Below are 17195 nucleotides of genomic sequence, written 5' to 3'. Positions count from 1 at the left end.
TCTCATTCATATTTCGACGGTTATAACACTGTAATTAATGGTTTCTCCGGTCCCGTCATTGGTGATGATTCATTACCCAATACCTCCAGATAATCGGAGGAATTGGTCACGATTACAGGGGTCGTGGTGTCATAACCTGCGGCTTGTATTGCCGTAAGATCAAACTCCATCAGAAGTTGGCCATGGGAGATCTGTTCTCCTTCGCTTACCTTTACGTCAAAATGCTGCCCTTTCAATTTCACAGTATCCAGTCCTACATGAATCAGTAGTTCCACTCCATCCACCGATCTCAACCCAATGGAATGTTTGGTACGAAATACCGTCTCAACGGTTCCATCAAACGGAGCAAACACTTTGCCAACACTCGGCTGGATGGCCATTCCTTGTCCCATCGCTTCTTGGGAGAAAGCCTCATCCTTTACTTCTCTTAAGGGAAGTACTGTACCCTCCAGTGGCGCAAAAACCATTTTTTTGGATTTGATTCCAGCCGAAGGCTTGATCTCAGGTTTTTCTTCCACTTTTGCTACCGAAGAGTCAGTTGCTGGAACTGCTGCGGGAACAACATCCTGAAATCCAATGACATACACTGCAATAAACGCAATACTAGCGGAAATCAGCATGGTAATAATCGCATAGATAATGTTCATGTTGTCTTCACTGATAAACATGGGCATGGATGCAATCCCCGGCCCCACAGCGGCATACGCCTTGAGACTCACGATACCTGCGAACAAGCCCCCGATACCTGCACCGATCATACACGCAAAAAGTGTTTTCTTGAGTCTTAAATGTACACCGTACAGGGCAGGTTCCGTGATGCCGAATACGCCGGAGATTCCAGCAGACAAAGCAACTTGTTTGAGCTTGGTATCCTTGGTTTTGAACGATACAGCCAGTGCGCCTGCTCCCTGGGCCATATTAGATGCCAGCATGGCGACTAGCACCAGTGTCTCGTATCCGGGTGAAGCGAGTGCCGCGAAAATAATCGGATAAAAGACTTTATGCATACCGAACATCACAATCAGCGGCATCAATATAGCCATAATCACGACAGTTAACCAGCCAATCTTGTCCTGAATCCAGTAAATGAGGTTGGACATGCCTGTACCAAGGTACATGCCAAGTGGACCAAGTGCAATTAAGGCGACTGGAGCCACGATAAGAATGACGATCAATGGTTTAAGGAAAATCTTAACGGGTCCCGGGGAGATCTTGTCCGCGAAACGCTCAATATAGGACATAAACCAGACGGTTAAAATAATTGGCACAACTGACGTTGCATATTGAACCGAAGCTACAGGTAATCCGATAAAGGACACCGGGTCTTCACCGCCAAGCAATCCGATCATGTTAGGGTGTAACATTATGCCTGCGAAAAGGACAGCTACAAAAGGGTTGGTCTTAAATTTATTGGCACTGGAATAAGCCAGCAGGACCGGAAGAAAATAAAAGGCTGCATCCGACATGACACTCAAGACGCTGTACGTCTGGCTTTCTTTGGACATCAGCCCGGTCACCGTTGCCAACAATAACAAGGCTTTCAGCATTCCTGAAGCTGCAATGGCCGGGATAATCGGCTGGAAAATGCCTGCAATCACACTGGCAAAGGTATTAAACAGACCTTTCGGACTGTAATCTGCTTTTTTCTTTTCCTGAACCTCACCGGATTGCTGAGTATCCACCATCTTGGCAAGTTCGTTGTATACGTATCCGACATCATTGCCGATGATTACCTGGTATTGCCCGCCACTGTTCACTGCGCCGATGACACCATCCAGGTTTTTGATTTCGGCCGTTTTCGCTACATCGGGATTCTTCAAAGTAAGTCTGAGCCTGGTGGAGCAATGAATTGCCGTGTTGATATTATCATTGCCACCAACCAGCTCCATAATCGATTGGGCTAATTGTTTGTGATTCATGGTGCACCTCCGCCTTTTTTCTGCTTGGAACAAAAAAAGACCTAAATAGGGTAGGAAAAAGAACTCTTCCCACCCAATCTAGGTCTTGCCTGCCGAACAGTAACACGCCATCGTTGGATGAACTGTTATTCAATTATATAAACGAAAAGAATATGAATAGTTGAACTTCATCGTACTGAAAAAGAATACATCTGAAAACGATTTTCTTATTATACCCGGGTAAGTTTAAATCATTAAGCGTTTTCACACACAGTATATCAGCTCTTTTTAAGCAGTGCAAGCGTTTCAGCAAAAATAATGATTTCTTCATCTCTAGTGATATAATGATGGCATAACGAAAGGAATGACGTGTGGATATGGAATTCAGACAACTTCAATATACGCTGCAAATCGCGTCAGAGCGAAATTTCTCCCGGGCAGCCGAGAAGCTGCACATCGCCCAGCCTTCTTTAAGTCAGCAGCTATCCAAACTTGAAAGGGAACTGGGTGTACTGCTATTCCAGCGTAATACCAGCACCGTGGAGCTCACTCATGCAGGGGTGACTTTTGTAGAGCAGGCCCAGAAAATTATTGATGCCGTCGAGCTGCTCAGACAGGAAATGTCGGACATTTCCCAGCTGCGTAAAGGTAAAGTCGTTGTAGGCAGCATGCCGATCACTGGCTCCCACCTGCTTCCACATGTGCTTCCGGCATTCCAGCAAGCCTATCCCGAGATTGAAGTAACCTTGCTTGAGGACTCCGGGCTTACACTTGAAAAGTTGACGGCCAGTGGCAAGGCTGACTTAAGCCTGCTCTCGCTCCCATTGCAGGAGCCAAGCCTATCTTATGTAACGATCGGTGAAGAACGAATTGACTTGGCTGTACCCCCAAATCACCCTCTGGCACGCAGAGGCAATCCCGAACATCCGGTTCCCGTACGGATGGAAGAGCTTCGCGATGAGCCATTTGTTGTGCTTAAGAAAGGGCAGGGCTTCCGCAAACTTACATTTGACCTGTGTGAGGAAGCCGGGTTTGATCCCAATGTGGTGTTTGAGAGCACGAACATCGAGACGCTACAGTCACTAGTCGCTACAGGTATGGGGATTACGCTGGTTCCGCGCTTTATTGCCCGCGCGCCCCGCAGTGAATTCGTTCCTGTTTATGTACCGCTAGCTGAGCCAACGCCCAGTCGTACCCTTGTAGTTGCATACCGCCAAGGACGGGTTCTCTCCAAAGCCGCGGAGGCATTCATTCATACGTTTCAACAAACCGTTGCCGAGCTCTCTCAAGGAGAATAATTGGACGGTCAGCGAATTGGCCTGCCATACATTGCAACAAAATAAACAAAGGCTTGACCCATAAGGGCCAAGCCTTTTGTTCTATACTCGTCTCCCGCATCTGCAGGATAAAGTTCTTACATGGTTTAGCAGTACATCATCGTTACAGTACAATGTTGCTAAATCATCATTGAAATGTTAACGTAAAAACGTACATATGAAAATTTCAAGTTTGGCGGTTTATTTTAGCAAATTACGTTCACTTGTCAGCCTGTTCTGTTGATTCACAAGGCGGCCTTCATCCTGAACAGATTGTTCAGGGGGTGATAGCCCTCCTGCCCCATTCTCTAAGAATGGCCTCAAGTGATCTACCCTAGTGTTTTCCTGTTCCAGTCTCCTGAGCGTATCTTTCACATGGTTGTCCATTGATTGATCATCCTCCTTGGTGACGGGATAGTTATCATTACCCGCCTCCCGGAAAATTAAACATTTCACTGGAAAATTACAGATTTTATTTGCTGCCAAAATAAATGCCAGGTCTGCGGTCTTCAAACACCGGAATGCGGCCGCGAACCTCATCCACCAGCGAAGGGCGGATAAATCCAGTCACGATCTCTTCTCCTTCTCCACCTTCAGCCACAATTTCACCCCACGGATCAATAATGAGGGAATGTCCGAAAAATTCGGTTTCTCCGCCTTTTCCTACACGGTTGCACGCAATGACGTACATCTGATTCTCAATCGCCCTCGCTGTTAATAACGTACGCCAGTGGTTCAAACGAGGATTAGGCCATTCAGCGGGCACGATTAATGCTTTGGCCCCGTTTAAGGCAAGCGTGCGAGCCAGCTCGGGAAAACGAATATCGTAACAGATTGAAGCTCCTGCGGTAAGACCATTCTCCAGCTCGAATATTTCCGGTTCTGCACCAGGCTGCAAATACTTCTCTTCATCCATCAGGCGGAACAAATGTAATTTATCATAACGTGTTACCTGATTTCCTTCGCTATTATAGGCATACATTGTATTGTAAATTTGGCCGTCACGTTTCTCCGCAATAGAACCTCCGACGATAGAAATTCGATGTTTTTGGGCAAAAGCCGCAAGCCATTCCCTTGATTTCTGTCCTTCCGGGTCAGCAAGCTCATGAATTTGTTCTAATGCATAGCCCGTATTCCACATTTCGGGCAGTACAGCCAGACCCAGATCGGGATACTGTTCTACCGCACGTTCAAGTAAAAACTGCATATGCTTATGGTTGGCCTCAGGATCTCCGAGCTGAATATCGCCCTGAATCAGGGCCACACGCATTTCCCCATGTTGTTGCTCTGTCATGATAAGCACTCCTCTGAACCGTAATACCTGTAATCATAGCTTGATCATCCAAACGTCTGCAACCTGTTTTCAAGATGAACTCCTACGTAACAACTCGGGCAACAAAGTCAACAATCGGTTGTTGGTCATAGCATCGCCCAAGTTCCATGTGAGTTCTTCCACTCCGTACACCTGCCCCTTCTTTACAGCCGAAAGAGCTCTCCAGCTTGAACTTTGCATCAACTTCTCTGTGGCCTGCCTTGCAACGCTCTCTTCAGGAAGCAATACAAATATATGGTCGCCCGCATACTGGCGAACCGCTTCAGATGATATCTCCTTATAGGCTCTGCCCGCGGCGAGCGCTTCCTTCACTTTCGTAACCGGTCTGAACCCCATCGGATGGTATAACAGCGAAGCCAGTCCGATATTGCCCACTGAAATACCTCATTTCAGTTTTGTACAAAAACTCAACTATTGGCTCCATTCAAGTATTCATGAAGTGTTTTCCCCCTATACAGCTCGGGATTGACGTGATAAATTAATGAGTACTATATTGCCATCTTTAATAACCGGAGTGATGTATAGCATGACTAATCAGCCTAACCTATCGGGTCGTTCAGCCTTTACCATACCTACATCCGATGTAATGACACAGCTTCCAACGCAATTTTTTGCTACCCTTGTTCAAAATGTAAATCGCGAAATTGCAAGTGGTCACGACGTAATCAATTTGGGTCAGGGAAACCCGGATACACCTACACCGCCCCACATTGTTAAAACACTGCAAGAGTCGGCAGAGAACCCGCTCTATCACAAATATTCGCCTTTTAGCGGGTATGCTTTCCTGAAGGAAGCCGTTGCAAAGCGTTACAAGGAAGACTACAACGTTGACCTGGACCCCGAAACGGAAGTTGCGATTTTGTTTGGTGGAAAAACAGGCTTGGTTCAATTGCCTCAAGTATTGCTTAATCCGGGCGACGTATGTCTCGTGCCTGATCCAGGTTACCCGGATTATTGGTCCGGTGTGGCACTCGCGAAAGCACGCATGTCTTTCATGCCACTGCTTGAGTCCAATGCATTCCTGCCTGATTATGAAGCAATCTCTATGGAAGATCGGGAAAAGGCCAAGCTGATGTTCCTGAACTATCCCAACAATCCAACATCGGCCACCGCCCCGCTTTCCTTCTATGAAGATACGGTAGAGTTCGCCATTCAAAATAAAATCGTCGTAGCCAGTGACTTCGCTTATGGTGCGATCGGATTTGATGGACATCGGCCAGTGAGCTTTTTGCAGGCACCAGGTGCCAAAGAAGTGGGCATTGAGTTCTATACGTTATCCAAAACGTACAACATGGCGGGTTGGCGTGTCGGTTTCGCCCTGGGCAACGCGGATATTATCTCCAAAATTAATCTGCTGCAGGATCATATCTACGTGAGTCTCTTCGGAGGCATCCAGGCCGCTGCTGCGGTAGCACTGACCTCTTCCCAGGAATGTGTCACTTCGCTGGTTGCACGCTATGAATCACGTCGAGACGCTTTCTATGACGCACTCTCATCAATCGGCTGGCAGGCCACCAAATCAGGTGGTTCCTTCTTCAGTTGGCTGCCTGTACCCGCTGGCTTTACTTCGGCGTCCTTTGCAGATGTGTTACTGCGTGAAGCAAAGGTCGCGGTCGCACCGGGTATTGGTTTCGGTTCACATGGTGAGGGCTATGTGCGTGCAGGACTGCTAAGTGATGAAGATCGATTAAGGGAAGCTGCGCAGCGGATTGGCAAGCTGAATTTATTCAAGTAATTTACAGGTGTATAACCCCTTTGCATCTGCCAAGTTTCCATGGTATGTTATAAGGAAATATTGAACGAAACGTGATGACGGGACCAGTACGAGAGGATCAGCCGCGCCCAGAGAGTAAATTCCATCGGGCTGCAAGAATTTACCGCGGCTTCTCTCCGAACCCTACCCCTGAGCGGCCTGTGATGCACAGGACAGTGCCTTCTGTTACAGGGCATGAAGCCGGATGATCCAATCATCAATAAAGGTGGTACCGCGGAAGTAACGAACTTTCGTCCTTTTTAACTAAAAGGGCGGGAGTTTTTTTTGTACCCAACGGTCTGCTCCAGGGTCAATCATTAATATTGTTTAAGGAAGTGAAAACATGACCTCACGTATTGTAGTTAAGATCGGAAGCAGTTCGCTTACTACGGAAGAAGGCGGGCTCGATCGCAGTGCCATTACATTTTTTGCTGGAGAAATTGCTGCCTTGGCTGATCAAGGCCATGAGGTTCTTCTGGTCACTTCGGGAGCGGTAGCTGCCGGATTCCGGGAGATCGGTTACCCCCAGCGTCCCAAGCAGCTGCATGAAAAACAAGCCGCAGCGGCTGTTGGGCAAGCTTTGCTGATGCAGGCATATCAACAGGCTTTTGCAGCGCACCGCGTTACTACAGCACAAATTCTGCTCACCCGTACTGACTTTCACAGCCGAAAACGTATGGGTAACGCGGGGATGACCGTGGAAGAGCTGCTCAAGCAGCGCGTCATTCCGATCTTCAACGAGAATGATACTGTATCTGTTGATGAATTGAAGTTTGGAGATAACGATCTCCTGTCTGCTTTGGTGGCAAATCTGGTCAAGGCACAACATTTGGTCATTCTAACAGATACCAACGGCCTCTATACGGCTGATCCACGCAAAGATCCAGCTGCTGTACGTTATGACCGTATCCCGGAAATTACAGCAGAGATCTATGCCTATGCCGGCGGTTCAGGATCATCTGTAGGCACGGGTGGGATGCGATCCAAGGTCGATGCAGCCAAGGTGGCAACGCGTGGAGGTGTGCCTGTCTTTGTGGGCAGTGTGAAGGAACCTGGAGATATGCAAAAAGCAGTTGATGGGACCGGAAAAGGAACGTATTTCGAGACTCGTCTTGCCGCTCTCTCTCGTAAAAAGCAATGGCTTGGTTTCATGTCTACACCGCTCGGTACCGTGGTTGTGGATAATGGTGCCGAAGAAGCACTGATCCATGGTGGTCATAGTCTCCTGCCTGTAGGTGTCAAGCGCGTACTGGGCACCTTCCACGCCGGAGACGTTGTAGAGGTACTAGGTATGGACGATACCCTGCTCGGTCGTGGCATTGTCAATTATGATGATGACCAGTTGCGGCTCATTGCAGGACTGCCAAGTGGCGAAGTAATGAAGCAGTTGAACAGCATCCATCGACTTGAGGTTATTCACCGGGACGAGTGGATTACGTTAAAATAGACACTTTTATATATGGGAGGAATTTATGATGAGTGAAGTCAGAGAAAAAGCGAGCAAGGCCCAAGCCGTGGTTCCGCAGTTGAATCGACTAAGCACAGAACAAAAAAATAGCGCGCTGCTGGTCATGGCAGACGCATTGATTGCCCAAGCAGATTCCATTATTGCAGCAAACGCGGATGATCTGGAACGTGGAAGACAGCAAGGCACCCCAGAATCGATGCTTGATCGCCTCGCTATGAATAAAGATCGTATCGCCGGCATCGCTGAAGGGCTGCGTCAGATTGTAGACCTGCAGGACCCTGTTGGTGAAGTGCTTGAGACCTTCACTCGTCCAAACGGATTGCATGTTGAAAAATTAAGAGTACCTATCGGTCTGATTGGCATCATCTATGAGGCCCGTCCAAATGTTACAGTAGATGCAGCCGGACTCTGCCTCAAAACAGGCAATGCTGTACTTCTACGAGGCGGCTCCTCTGCCCTCTCCTCTAATCGCAAAATTGTGGAGGTATTGCATCAGGCACTGGCAACAACAGACATGCCCGCTGACGCCTTGCAGCTTGTTGAGGATGCAGACCGCTCCTCCGTGGACGAAATGCTCAAGTTGAACGGACTGCTGGACGTCATCATCCCGCGCGGCGGGGCTTCACTGATCCGCAATGTGGTCGCCAATGCAACAGTGCCTGTGATCGAAACCGGCGCAGGTATCTGTCATACCTATGTGGATGAATCTGCTGATCCGGTTATGGCAGCAGAGATTGCTATTAATGCCAAAGCACAGCGTCCATCCGTGTGCAACTCCATGGAAACCTTGTTGCTGCACGCTGTTTACGCGGAGGAGCATCTGCCGGCTCTGGCCGAACAACTCCGGGAAGCGAATGTCTTGTTGAAGGGTTGTGACACGGTGCGCCGTCTGGTTCCCTCTGCCCTTCCTGTGACGGAAGAAGATTATGCGACAGAATATAATGATTATATTTTAAATATCCGTGTGGTTCAGAATCTGGATGAAGCGATGCAGCATATCGCACGTTATGGCACGAAGCATTCAGAGTGTATTGTCACCCGGGATACCACCCATGCAGAACGTTTCTTACATGATGTAGATGCAGCCGCTGTATACCATAATGCTTCCACACGTTTCACAGACGGATTTGAATTCGGCTATGGAGCTGAAATTGGGATCAGTACCCAGAAGCTGCATGCTCGTGGACCTATGGGTCTGCCTGCACTGACGTCAACCAAATATCGTATTACTGGCAATGGACAAATCCGGCAATAATTTCGCAGCTACAGTTATATAGGAGGAACGATAAATATGAGTCAAGAACAACAGACGTTATTACAACAGAAGATTACTTTTCACGGAGCAGGTGCGATGGCTGAAGCTATCGTGCGGGGATTGATCTCCCGCTTTGTCGTACGTCCTCAGGATATTACGATGCTGAACCGCAGCAACCAGAAACGTCAGGAGGAGCTCAGTACCCGTTATGCCGTACATACCGGAACAGCTGCACAATCGCTGGATCATCTCGCCGCTTCTCCAGTTATTGTACTCTGTATGAAACCAAAGGATGCTGCCGCAGCGCTGCGTGAACTTGGGCCGCTCCTGTCACCGGATCAATTAATCGTCTCCGTTATTGCAGGATTATCGATCCGTACGATGCAGACGCTCCTGGGGCGCAAGCAACCGATCGCACGCACCATGCCGAATACATCCAGTACAATTGGGCTTGGCGCTACCGGACTTGCCTTCTCTGAAGAGATTACGGATGAACAACGCAGTACAGTCATGACGATGTTTGAAGCTGTTGGAATTGTGACTATCGTGCCTGAAGATAAACTCGAAGTGCTCACAGGTATTTCCGGAAGTGGTCCGGCTTATGTATACTATTTGATGGAGGCCATGATTGCCGCAGGTATTCGTGGCGGCTTGTCCAGCCAGCAATCCCGTGACCTGACAGTTCAGACTGTGCTGGGTGCATCACGTATGGTGCAGCAAACCGGCATGGAGCCGATGAAACTTCGTAGTGATGTAACCTCCCCGGGAGGCGCAACCCAGGCAGCACTAAAAACGCTGGACGAGGGAGATTTCTTTGAAAATGTAATCGCAGCCGTCAACCGCTGTGCCGAGCGCTCACGGGAGATGGGAGCTGCTTTGGAAGGGGATTTAAAATGAATAACATGTGCACAGCCACATATCGTCTGCATGATGATCGTGCAGACTTCCGCAAGAAGGCTGAGTCGATTGCTGTCGGCATGACCGTTGGCAGTTGGACCGAATTGCCTCAGGCCAAGCGTGAGGCGATGCAGAAACATTTGGGCGAAGTCATCAGTGTAGAGATACATGAGGCTGAGGGCATTGCCCCCGGCGAACGTTACGCCGATATTACCATTGGTTATCCTGATGTGAATTTCAGCCGTGATATTCCTGCCCTGCTCGTGACGGTCTTTGGCAAAATTTCAATGGATGGACGCATCAAATTGACACGACTTGGATTCTCGGACGGCTTCCTCAGCGCATTCCCCGGTCCCAAGTTTGGACTGAATGGTGTTCGTGATCTGTTGGGCGTACACGATCGTCCACTGTTGATGAGCATTTTTAAATCAGTCATTGGGTTGGATGCAGAGGAGCTGCGGGAACAGTTTATACGCCAAGCTCTTGGTGGAGTAGATTTGATTAAGGACGATGAAATTCTGTTTGAGAACAAGCTGACTCCCATCGAAAAAAGAGTCGAGGTTTGCATGAAAGCTGCCGAACAGGCACGCAAGGAGACGGGCAAAAAACTGCTCTATGCGGCGAATTTGACCGGACCTACATCACGCCTGAAACAACAGGCTGAACGCGCGATAGGTGCAGGAGCCAATGCACTGTTGTTCAATGTATTGTCTTACGGATATGACGTGCTGCACGAACTTAGCAGTGATCCGGACATCAACGTACCAATTATGGCTCATCCTGCTCTTGCAGGTGCACTGTATCCTTCACCACATTACGGTATCTCGGCATCCGTCCTGTTGGGACAACTGATGCGACTTGCCGGAGCGGATCTGGTGCTCTTCCCTTCCCCTTACGGATCGGTAACGATGCCGAAAGAAGAGAATATGGCCATTACAGAACAATTGCTGTCACCTGAACTTCCGGTCAGAACCAGCATGCCTGTTCCTTCAGCAGGTATACACCCTGGCCTTGTACCGCTTATTCTGCGAGACTTCGGCACCGATGTCATCGTTAATGCAGGCGGAGGCATTCATGGGCATCCTATGGGTACGGAGGCAGGCGGACGGGCATTCTTACAGGCTATTGAAGCAGCCCAGCGCTCCATTCCACTGGCACAGTATGCTGCCGAACATCCAGAACTGAAAAGTGCACTGGATTTGTGGGGTGGCGAACGATGAGAAGTGATAAAAAAACGGTTATTTTCTGTGATTTTGATGGCACCATCACCCTTTCGGACAATATTGTAGCGATTATGAAGCATTTTAAGCCTGAAGGTATTGAAGCGATTATGAAAGATACGATTGAACAGCGAATTTCCCTCCGTGAAGGTGTTGGAGCGATGTTCGCACTGTTGCCTTCTTCACAGAAAGACGAGATTGTGGAATTTGTACTTGGACAGGCTGGGATCCGAGAAGGGTTCAGCGAATTTCTTGCATACGTTCGAGACGAGGGCATTGAATTCAATGTCACCAGCGGCGGAATGGACTTTTTTATCGCGCCTTTGCTTGCTCCATTCGATATTCCAAAGGATCACATTTATTGCAACGGGGCGGATTTCACAGATGAATTCATCCGTATTGAATGGCCTAACCCATGTCAGCCTCCTTGCGAGAACGGCTGCGGCATGTGTAAAACGACGGTAATTCGTACATTCCCTGAAGAACAATATAATCGTATCCTTATTGGCGACAGTTTGACTGATTTTGAAGGTGCCAAAATCGCCGATCTCGTCTATTCCCGTTCCATCCTGACGGATAAGTGTATCGAACTCGGTGTAGATCATGTCCCATTCACGACCTTTTACGATATTATGGAAGATATGAAACAGAAGCAAACACAAGGAGTGCTGTAAAGATGGGTTTTGAAAAGATTACATTGGAACACAAACGTCAGGTGCTTGACGAGCTGGCTGATATCAAAGCGCTGTTTGCCAACCGTAACTGGTTCCCTGGAACAAGTGGCAACCTGTCGATGCGTGTGGGCGACTTCGATCCGGAGCAATTTTACTTTGCGGTTACAGCTTCGGGCAAAGACAAATCTCTCCGCACACCGGAAGATTTTCTGTTTGTGGACAAGCATGGCAAAGCCATTGAGAATACAACCCTGAAGCCGAGCGCTGAAACGTTGATTCACTGCGAAATCTATCGTTTAACCGGCTGTGGCGCCGTGTTCCATGTGCATACCGTATTTAACAACCTGATCAGTGAGTTCTTTGGAGCAGATGGACACGTACCGATTCAAGGAATCGAATTGATCAAAGCTTTTAACATCTGGGAAGAAAATGCGGAGATTCGTGTACCGATTCTACCTAACTTCGCGGACATTCCATCCATCGCTGAATTGGTACCAGATGTACTTGACGCTAACGTACCGGGAATTTTACTGCGTAATCACGGTATTTATGCGTGGGGTAAAGATGCTTTTGAAGCGAAACGTCATCTGGAAGCGTTCGAGTTCCTGTTCGAAGTGATGTACCGTCAACTTCTACTCAAGGGTGCTACGAAATAGCAATCATTCCATTCAAAATTAAGACTGCATAAAAAACACGCCAAGGCTGGTTTACATAGCCCCTGGCGTGTTTTTGGTTTATAGAAAATTCCCGTTTTCCAATACCGTTTGTGTACAGCTGTGAATGAATCCTACAGTCGATCATCCTGATCCTTGAATAAAAAGAGGCTGTCTGCTTCCTCATCATTCCGATGAATCGCACTATTCGCACTCGCCCCACGCTGCTTGCCGAACAACAGCTTCAGACCGCCAAAAATAAGCAGTAAGGAAACAATGACCGTATTCACATACGAACGAATCTCGTACGTCATAAATACATTGGGGAACATCTCATTTAGCTGTGGAATGACCAACCGGATGACCAGATAATACAGACCCAACGCTGCAATACCGAATCCAATCAGTCGCTGGTGACGAGCCCAATCCTTAAAAATGGGTTGATCGGTCAGCGGTTCACGGCCGTAACGACTCGAGCACTGGAGTCCGTCAAAGAAACTATAGAACCAGATCAACGGGATCATAAACAAAAATACCGATAAGCGAAGCAGGTCCAGAATATAAATGCTGCCGAGAAACAGGAACATCAATTGCATGCCTCTTTTTTGCAGTCCCAGATACAGATGACCCGCACCCGGAAAAGCCGATAACAGCGTTGCAAGCACTTTACTGCGTCGTCCCGATGCCCTGCCCATCTCCAGTTCCTCGAACAAGGTCCGATCCTGCAACACCTCACCTGCCTGCTTGCGATGGACGTGCTGTACTGCATCAAACATGCAGTACACCCAAATGACAGGCAGAATGAGCAAGAACATCAGAAATACGGATTCATTCGTAATGGAAGCTACAAAAACCATCATGGCAAATGAACCGAAGAACGCGATCAGGAACGATAAACCGCGATGTAACAATCCGAGATGGAGATGTCCCAAACCTGGAACAAACGAAAGCAAAATCGTGAAGAATCGTTCACTATCACTACCTTTTCTATAGAGCGGTTGACCATACTGCCCTTGGGGGCTGCCATACTCACCGCCTTGATGCTGATGTATTCCTTCTTGGTCCATCTCCATCTGTCCAAGGTGGCCTTCCTGATCAGCGTATTCTCCCTGATATGCTGCCCCTTGATGTGGTCCACTGTATTGTGCGCCATATCCATGGTAGCGGGCATTACTTGGAGATGGCGCACGGAGCAGAACGATAATCATATCCAGCATGCTGACACACCAGAAGAATATGGCACCCACGGCCCCAAGAATCATTAATTCCCTTTCTCTCACCAGCATGGCCAGCATAAACGAACCAACAGCTGTCCCAAAAAAGAGTAATGGATAGATTACAGCTCTGGCAGGCCGACCCCAATAGAGAAAGCCCAGACCCGGTATCAGGTTTAATAGGAATGCAAGTAATTTGTTACGATCTGATTGCACAGTCGTCATCCTTTCTTTTCAGGCAATGCGAAACAATTTATGGTCTAGGCTTGAAGTGATCCAGCCAGGAAGTGGCTGCTTCCGTCCATTTTTCCGTAAATGACCCCCTGTGATCACCGTCCTGGAACTTATGATAAGGCGCTACCTTGTCAAACAGTCCCGAGGAGAGGAAGATTAACGTCAGACAAGCCGCTACCGCATAATGAAATACCTTGTGATCCAGCCAGAGCCGGCTTCGTCCTGAACGCGATTTGCGCTTTGGCTTGGAGGGTTGCATATCCTTAATTTGATTCATGACCGAATCGGCGAAGCCTGCCGGGTCCTTCAGTTGTGGCAACTCCCGATGAATGCCGAGTGCTTCCAGATAGTTGTCCATCGCTTCTGGAACGTCCATAAGCACTTGTTCCATCATAGTTGCCTCGTTTGCTGTCATTCGGCCTTCAATATAATCAGTCCATTCCTGGACGGTATACATCCTTTTATTCCTCACGCCACTCATCCTCCTTCCAATGATTTCGAATCCACTGCCGGGCACGATACAGACGGGACTCCACGGTTTTCACTGCCACCTGTGCATCACGGGCAATCTGCTCATAATTTTTTTCGCTTAAGTAATACGCAGTAATAATATCCCTGTGCTGGGCAGGCAGCTGGTTGATTCGCTCGCGCAACTTCTCCTGACGCTCTTCACGCACGAGGCGGGCAAGAACATCTTCTTCGCGACCGGGCATGTTCATTATTTTTTCTTCTCCGCCCAGATCCTCAGCGCTTCGTCTGCCCAGCTTGCGTTTGGCATCAATTGCTTTGTGAAAAGCAATTCGGGTTAACCACGTTTTGAAACCTTCGGATCGGTAATCGGGGAGAGATTTAACCATTTGAATGAACGCCTCCTGCGCTGCATCCTGTGCTTCCTGATCGTTTCGCAATACGGAATAGGCCACATGGTACACATGCTGGCTGTACTTTTCGATCAACAAGCGCATCTGGGATGTATCGCCTTGACGGATTTGTTCGATTAAGCGCGCTTCATCAATGACTCTCCCCTCCTCTCCACTACAATAGACGACAACTTGTTTGTTGACCCCTGCGTATTCATTCAATTTTTTATAAAAAGGTTGTGCATTGCCTGAAAAGGTCAGTTTCTTCGGGAATTTAACATGTCTAAATTAACATCTCTATAATCTAAAAAAACAGGCTCAGAATATCTTCTGGCCTGTTTTTGGTTATGCTGAATGAAATTATTGATTAATTTACTAACATGGATATTAACGTCCTCCGTTACGGAACCGCTGCGTATATGCCTTGGCATCCTGCACATTTTTCACGCGGTTACGACTCCATTCAAGCAGAATTCGGTCTATATAGCGGAAATGGACTTTACCAGCAAACACCGCTTCCTTCAATGCCATGAGAATAAGTTCCTCCTGATAGCGATCCTGATCCAGCCAGCTGGATATGGTCTCGCATTCCATCGGGGACAGCGGGCGACCAAACTCTTTTTCAAAAATAGAGAACATGTTTCGTTCTTCCTCTTCTTTTTGAACACTGTTCGAATCCGGTCGCAATGCATTACTGTCCAGCTGCTGCTTACGGGCAACGGCCATATCCTCTGCTGTGCATCCAGCCAGCTTGGCATATAATCCGTGCAGATCATAACGTTCATACTGAATGTCGCGCTCTTCATCCCGATGCTCATCAATGTGAATGTACCCGTCTCGCATGAGACGTTGCAGCATTCTTGCTATGCCTTCCGGGGCAAGCCCCATACGGGTAGCAAGCTCTTCAAGCGTAGGGAACTCATTAAATTCGACTTGCCTGAATCCAAACAATTGAATCAGCAGAAGAACCTCTGCGTCACTTAACCCGAGCTGATGATAGTAGCGCAATATAGCATACGGGAGCTGCGCTGTCCCTGATGCCATACCGTAAGCCGCCCCATTCAACCAGGCTTTGGAGCCGATTTCTTCCATGGACTCGCGGTTAAGCATTAAGGATACAGACGGTAGAGCATACGTGGGAATGCAATCGTTTCACGTACATGATCCAATCCACAGATCCATGCTACCGTCCGCTCCAATCCCAGACCGAAGCCGGAGTGAGGAACCGATCCGTATTTACGAAGGTCCAGATACCACTGATAAGCCTCTTCCGACAATTGATGCTCATCAAAGCGCTGCTGCATCAGTTCCGGATCATCAATCCGCTGGGAACCCCCAATAATCTCTCCGTATCCTTCTGGTGCGATCATGTCTGCACAGAGGACCACTTCAGGACGATTTGGATCAGGTTTCATGTAAAACGCCTTGATTCCAGCCGGATAATGTGTGATAAAGACCGGTGTATCATATTTCTCGGCAATTGCCGTTTCATGCGGAGCACCGAAGTCTTCTCCCCAAGGAATATCGAAGCCTTGTCCATTCAGGAACTCAATCGCTTCATCATACGTAATGCGCGGGAACGGAGCAACAATGTTCTCAAGCTTGGATACATCACGTCCGATGGACTCCAGTTCAGCACGGCAGTTTTTCAGAACCGTTTGAACCACGTGAGCAATAAACTTCTCTTGCACCCGCAGGCTCTCCTCGTGATCCACAAAAGCCATCTCCGGCTCAATCATCCAGAACTCGATCAGGTGACGACGTGTTTTGGATTTCTCAGCACGGAATGTAGGGCCGAAGGAATACACTTTACCCAGTGCCATCGCCGCAGCTTCCATATAGAGCTGTCCACTTTGTGTCAGGTAAGCATCTTCATCAAAGTATTTGATGTGGAACAGGTTCGTTGTTCCTTCAGCAGATGAAGGGGTAAGAATCGGAGGATCAACCTGTGTGAATCCGTTACCATCAAAGAACTGCTGAACAGCGCGGATAATCTCCGCACGAATAACCATAATCGCACGTTGTTTCGTCGAACGCAGCCACAGATGGCGATGATCCATCAGGAAGTCTACCCCATGCTCTTTCGGAGTAATTGGATAATTTTCAGTCAGATGGATAATTTCCACGCCAGTAACCGTCATCTCATAACCAGATGCACTGCGTGGCTCTTCGCGGATAATACCTGTTACATACAATGAACTTTCTTGAGTCAGGCTCTTGGCTGCATTCCAGATATCTTCGCTGACTTCACTCTTAACCACTACCCCTTGAATATATCCGGTTCCATCACGCAGTTGCAAAAATTGAATTTTGCCGCTGGAACGTTTGTTGTTAATCCAGGCGCCGATCTTAACCGTCTCGCCCACATGCTCACTCACATTACGAATTACACAATCCGTACTCATGCACATATCTCTCCT

At 48.2% G+C, this 17195-nt stretch carries 17 protein-coding genes; 8 read left to right on the top strand and 9 right to left on the bottom strand.

The window, feature by feature from the left end:
- Positions 1 to 20: 20 nt before the first annotated feature.
- Complete coding sequence (locus P5G61_RS11580) at positions 21 to 1919, bottom strand: beta-glucoside-specific PTS transporter subunit IIABC (protein ID WP_301246539.1); 1899 nt, start codon at positions 1917 to 1919, stop codon at positions 21 to 23.
- 356 nt (positions 1920 to 2275) lie between these two features.
- Here P5G61_RS11580 and P5G61_RS11575 point away from each other — a divergent pair, with 356 nt between their 5' ends.
- The gene (locus P5G61_RS11575) at positions 2276 to 3196 is read left to right on the top strand and encodes a LysR family transcriptional regulator (RefSeq protein WP_301246537.1); all 921 of its coding nucleotides are present in this window, start codon (positions 2276 to 2278) and stop codon (positions 3194 to 3196) included.
- Positions 3197 to 3415: 219 nt separating this feature from the next.
- Here P5G61_RS11575 and P5G61_RS11570 read toward each other — a convergent pair whose 3' ends face one another.
- The 3 genes from P5G61_RS11570 to P5G61_RS11560 all read right to left on the bottom strand — a co-directional run bounded on the left by P5G61_RS11570 (position 3416) and on the right by P5G61_RS11560 (position 4922).
- Positions 3416 to 3601: a hypothetical protein gene (locus tag P5G61_RS11570; RefSeq protein WP_301246535.1), complete on the bottom strand. Its 186-nt coding sequence runs from the start codon at positions 3599 to 3601 to the stop codon at positions 3416 to 3418.
- 85 nt (positions 3602 to 3686) lie between these two features.
- A complete protein-coding gene (locus P5G61_RS11565) occupies positions 3687 to 4508 on the bottom strand; it encodes a carbon-nitrogen family hydrolase (protein WP_301246534.1) in 822 nt (273 codons plus the stop codon).
- Positions 4509 to 4577: 69 nt separating this feature from the next.
- Entirely contained in the window at positions 4578 to 4922 is a 345-nt protein-coding gene (locus tag P5G61_RS11560) for an ABC transporter substrate-binding protein (RefSeq protein ID WP_301246532.1), read from the bottom strand.
- A 151-nt stretch (positions 4923 to 5073) separates the two neighbouring features.
- Between P5G61_RS11560 and P5G61_RS11555 the strand changes: the two genes are divergently transcribed.
- The 7 genes from P5G61_RS11555 to P5G61_RS11525 all read left to right on the top strand — a co-directional run bounded on the left by P5G61_RS11555 (position 5074) and on the right by P5G61_RS11525 (position 12470).
- Entirely contained in the window at positions 5074 to 6282 is a 1209-nt protein-coding gene (locus tag P5G61_RS11555; RefSeq protein WP_301246531.1) for a pyridoxal phosphate-dependent aminotransferase, read from the top strand.
- Positions 6283 to 6643: 361 nt separating this feature from the next.
- Positions 6644 to 7747 carry a glutamate 5-kinase gene (gene proB / locus P5G61_RS11550; RefSeq protein ID WP_301246529.1) on the top strand — a complete coding sequence of 368 codons (1104 nt, stop codon included), beginning with the start codon at positions 6644 to 6646 and terminating at the stop codon, positions 7745 to 7747.
- A gap of 28 nt (positions 7748 to 7775) precedes the next feature.
- Positions 7776 to 9023 carry a glutamate-5-semialdehyde dehydrogenase gene (locus P5G61_RS11545; RefSeq protein ID WP_301246528.1) on the top strand — a complete coding sequence of 416 codons (1248 nt, stop codon included), beginning with the start codon at positions 7776 to 7778 and terminating at the stop codon, positions 9021 to 9023.
- 36 nt (positions 9024 to 9059) lie between these two features.
- Positions 9060 to 9920, top strand: a complete 861-nt coding sequence (proC, locus tag P5G61_RS11540; protein WP_024630608.1) for a pyrroline-5-carboxylate reductase — start codon at positions 9060 to 9062, stop codon at positions 9918 to 9920.
- Positions 9917 to 11140 carry a 2,3-diketo-5-methylthiopentyl-1-phosphate enolase gene (locus tag P5G61_RS11535; protein WP_024630609.1) on the top strand — a complete coding sequence of 408 codons (1224 nt, stop codon included), beginning with the start codon at positions 9917 to 9919 and terminating at the stop codon, positions 11138 to 11140. The genes proC and P5G61_RS11535 overlap by 4 nt, the downstream gene beginning before the upstream one ends.
- A complete protein-coding gene (locus tag P5G61_RS11530) occupies positions 11137 to 11814 on the top strand; it encodes a 2-hydroxy-3-keto-5-methylthiopentenyl-1-phosphate phosphatase (RefSeq protein WP_094936992.1) in 678 nt (225 codons plus the stop codon). The genes P5G61_RS11535 and P5G61_RS11530 overlap by 4 nt, the downstream gene beginning before the upstream one ends.
- A gap of 2 nt (positions 11815 to 11816) precedes the next feature.
- A complete protein-coding gene (locus tag P5G61_RS11525) occupies positions 11817 to 12470 on the top strand; it encodes a methylthioribulose 1-phosphate dehydratase (protein WP_301246526.1) in 654 nt (217 codons plus the stop codon).
- 131 nt (positions 12471 to 12601) lie between these two features.
- Here P5G61_RS11525 and P5G61_RS11520 read toward each other — a convergent pair whose 3' ends face one another.
- From P5G61_RS11520 to asnS, 5 genes are all read right to left on the bottom strand, one after another.
- Positions 12602 to 13897, bottom strand: a complete 1296-nt coding sequence (locus P5G61_RS11520) for a multi-tm2 domain protein (RefSeq protein WP_435874129.1) — start codon at positions 13895 to 13897, stop codon at positions 12602 to 12604.
- Positions 13898 to 13934: 37 nt separating this feature from the next.
- On the bottom strand, positions 13935 to 14387 hold the full coding sequence (locus P5G61_RS11515; protein WP_301246523.1) for a hypothetical protein: 453 nt from the start codon (positions 14385 to 14387) through the stop codon (positions 13935 to 13937).
- Entirely contained in the window at positions 14377 to 14997 is a 621-nt protein-coding gene (locus tag P5G61_RS11510; RefSeq protein WP_081717976.1) for an RNA polymerase sigma factor, read from the bottom strand. Before P5G61_RS11510 ends, P5G61_RS11515 begins: the two co-directional genes overlap by 11 nt.
- 165 nt (positions 14998 to 15162) lie before the next feature.
- Positions 15163 to 15885 carry a DnaD domain-containing protein gene (locus P5G61_RS11505; RefSeq protein WP_301246522.1) on the bottom strand — a complete coding sequence of 241 codons (723 nt, stop codon included), beginning with the start codon at positions 15883 to 15885 and terminating at the stop codon, positions 15163 to 15165.
- Positions 15885 to 17180 (bottom strand): asparagine--tRNA ligase, encoded by a 1296-nt coding sequence (gene asnS, locus P5G61_RS11500; RefSeq protein WP_053780723.1) that lies wholly within the window; start codon positions 17178 to 17180, stop codon positions 15885 to 15887. The genes P5G61_RS11505 and asnS overlap by 1 nt, the downstream gene beginning before the upstream one ends.
- Between the last annotated feature and the right edge of the window lie 15 nt (positions 17181 to 17195).

It is taken from the genome of Paenibacillus vandeheii (assembly GCF_030433635.1).
Lineage (GTDB): Bacteria > Bacillota > Bacilli > Paenibacillales > Paenibacillaceae > Paenibacillus > Paenibacillus vandeheii.
The sequence above is the reverse complement of the archived record's forward strand: the minus strand, read 5'-3'. Positions and strand labels throughout refer to the sequence as shown.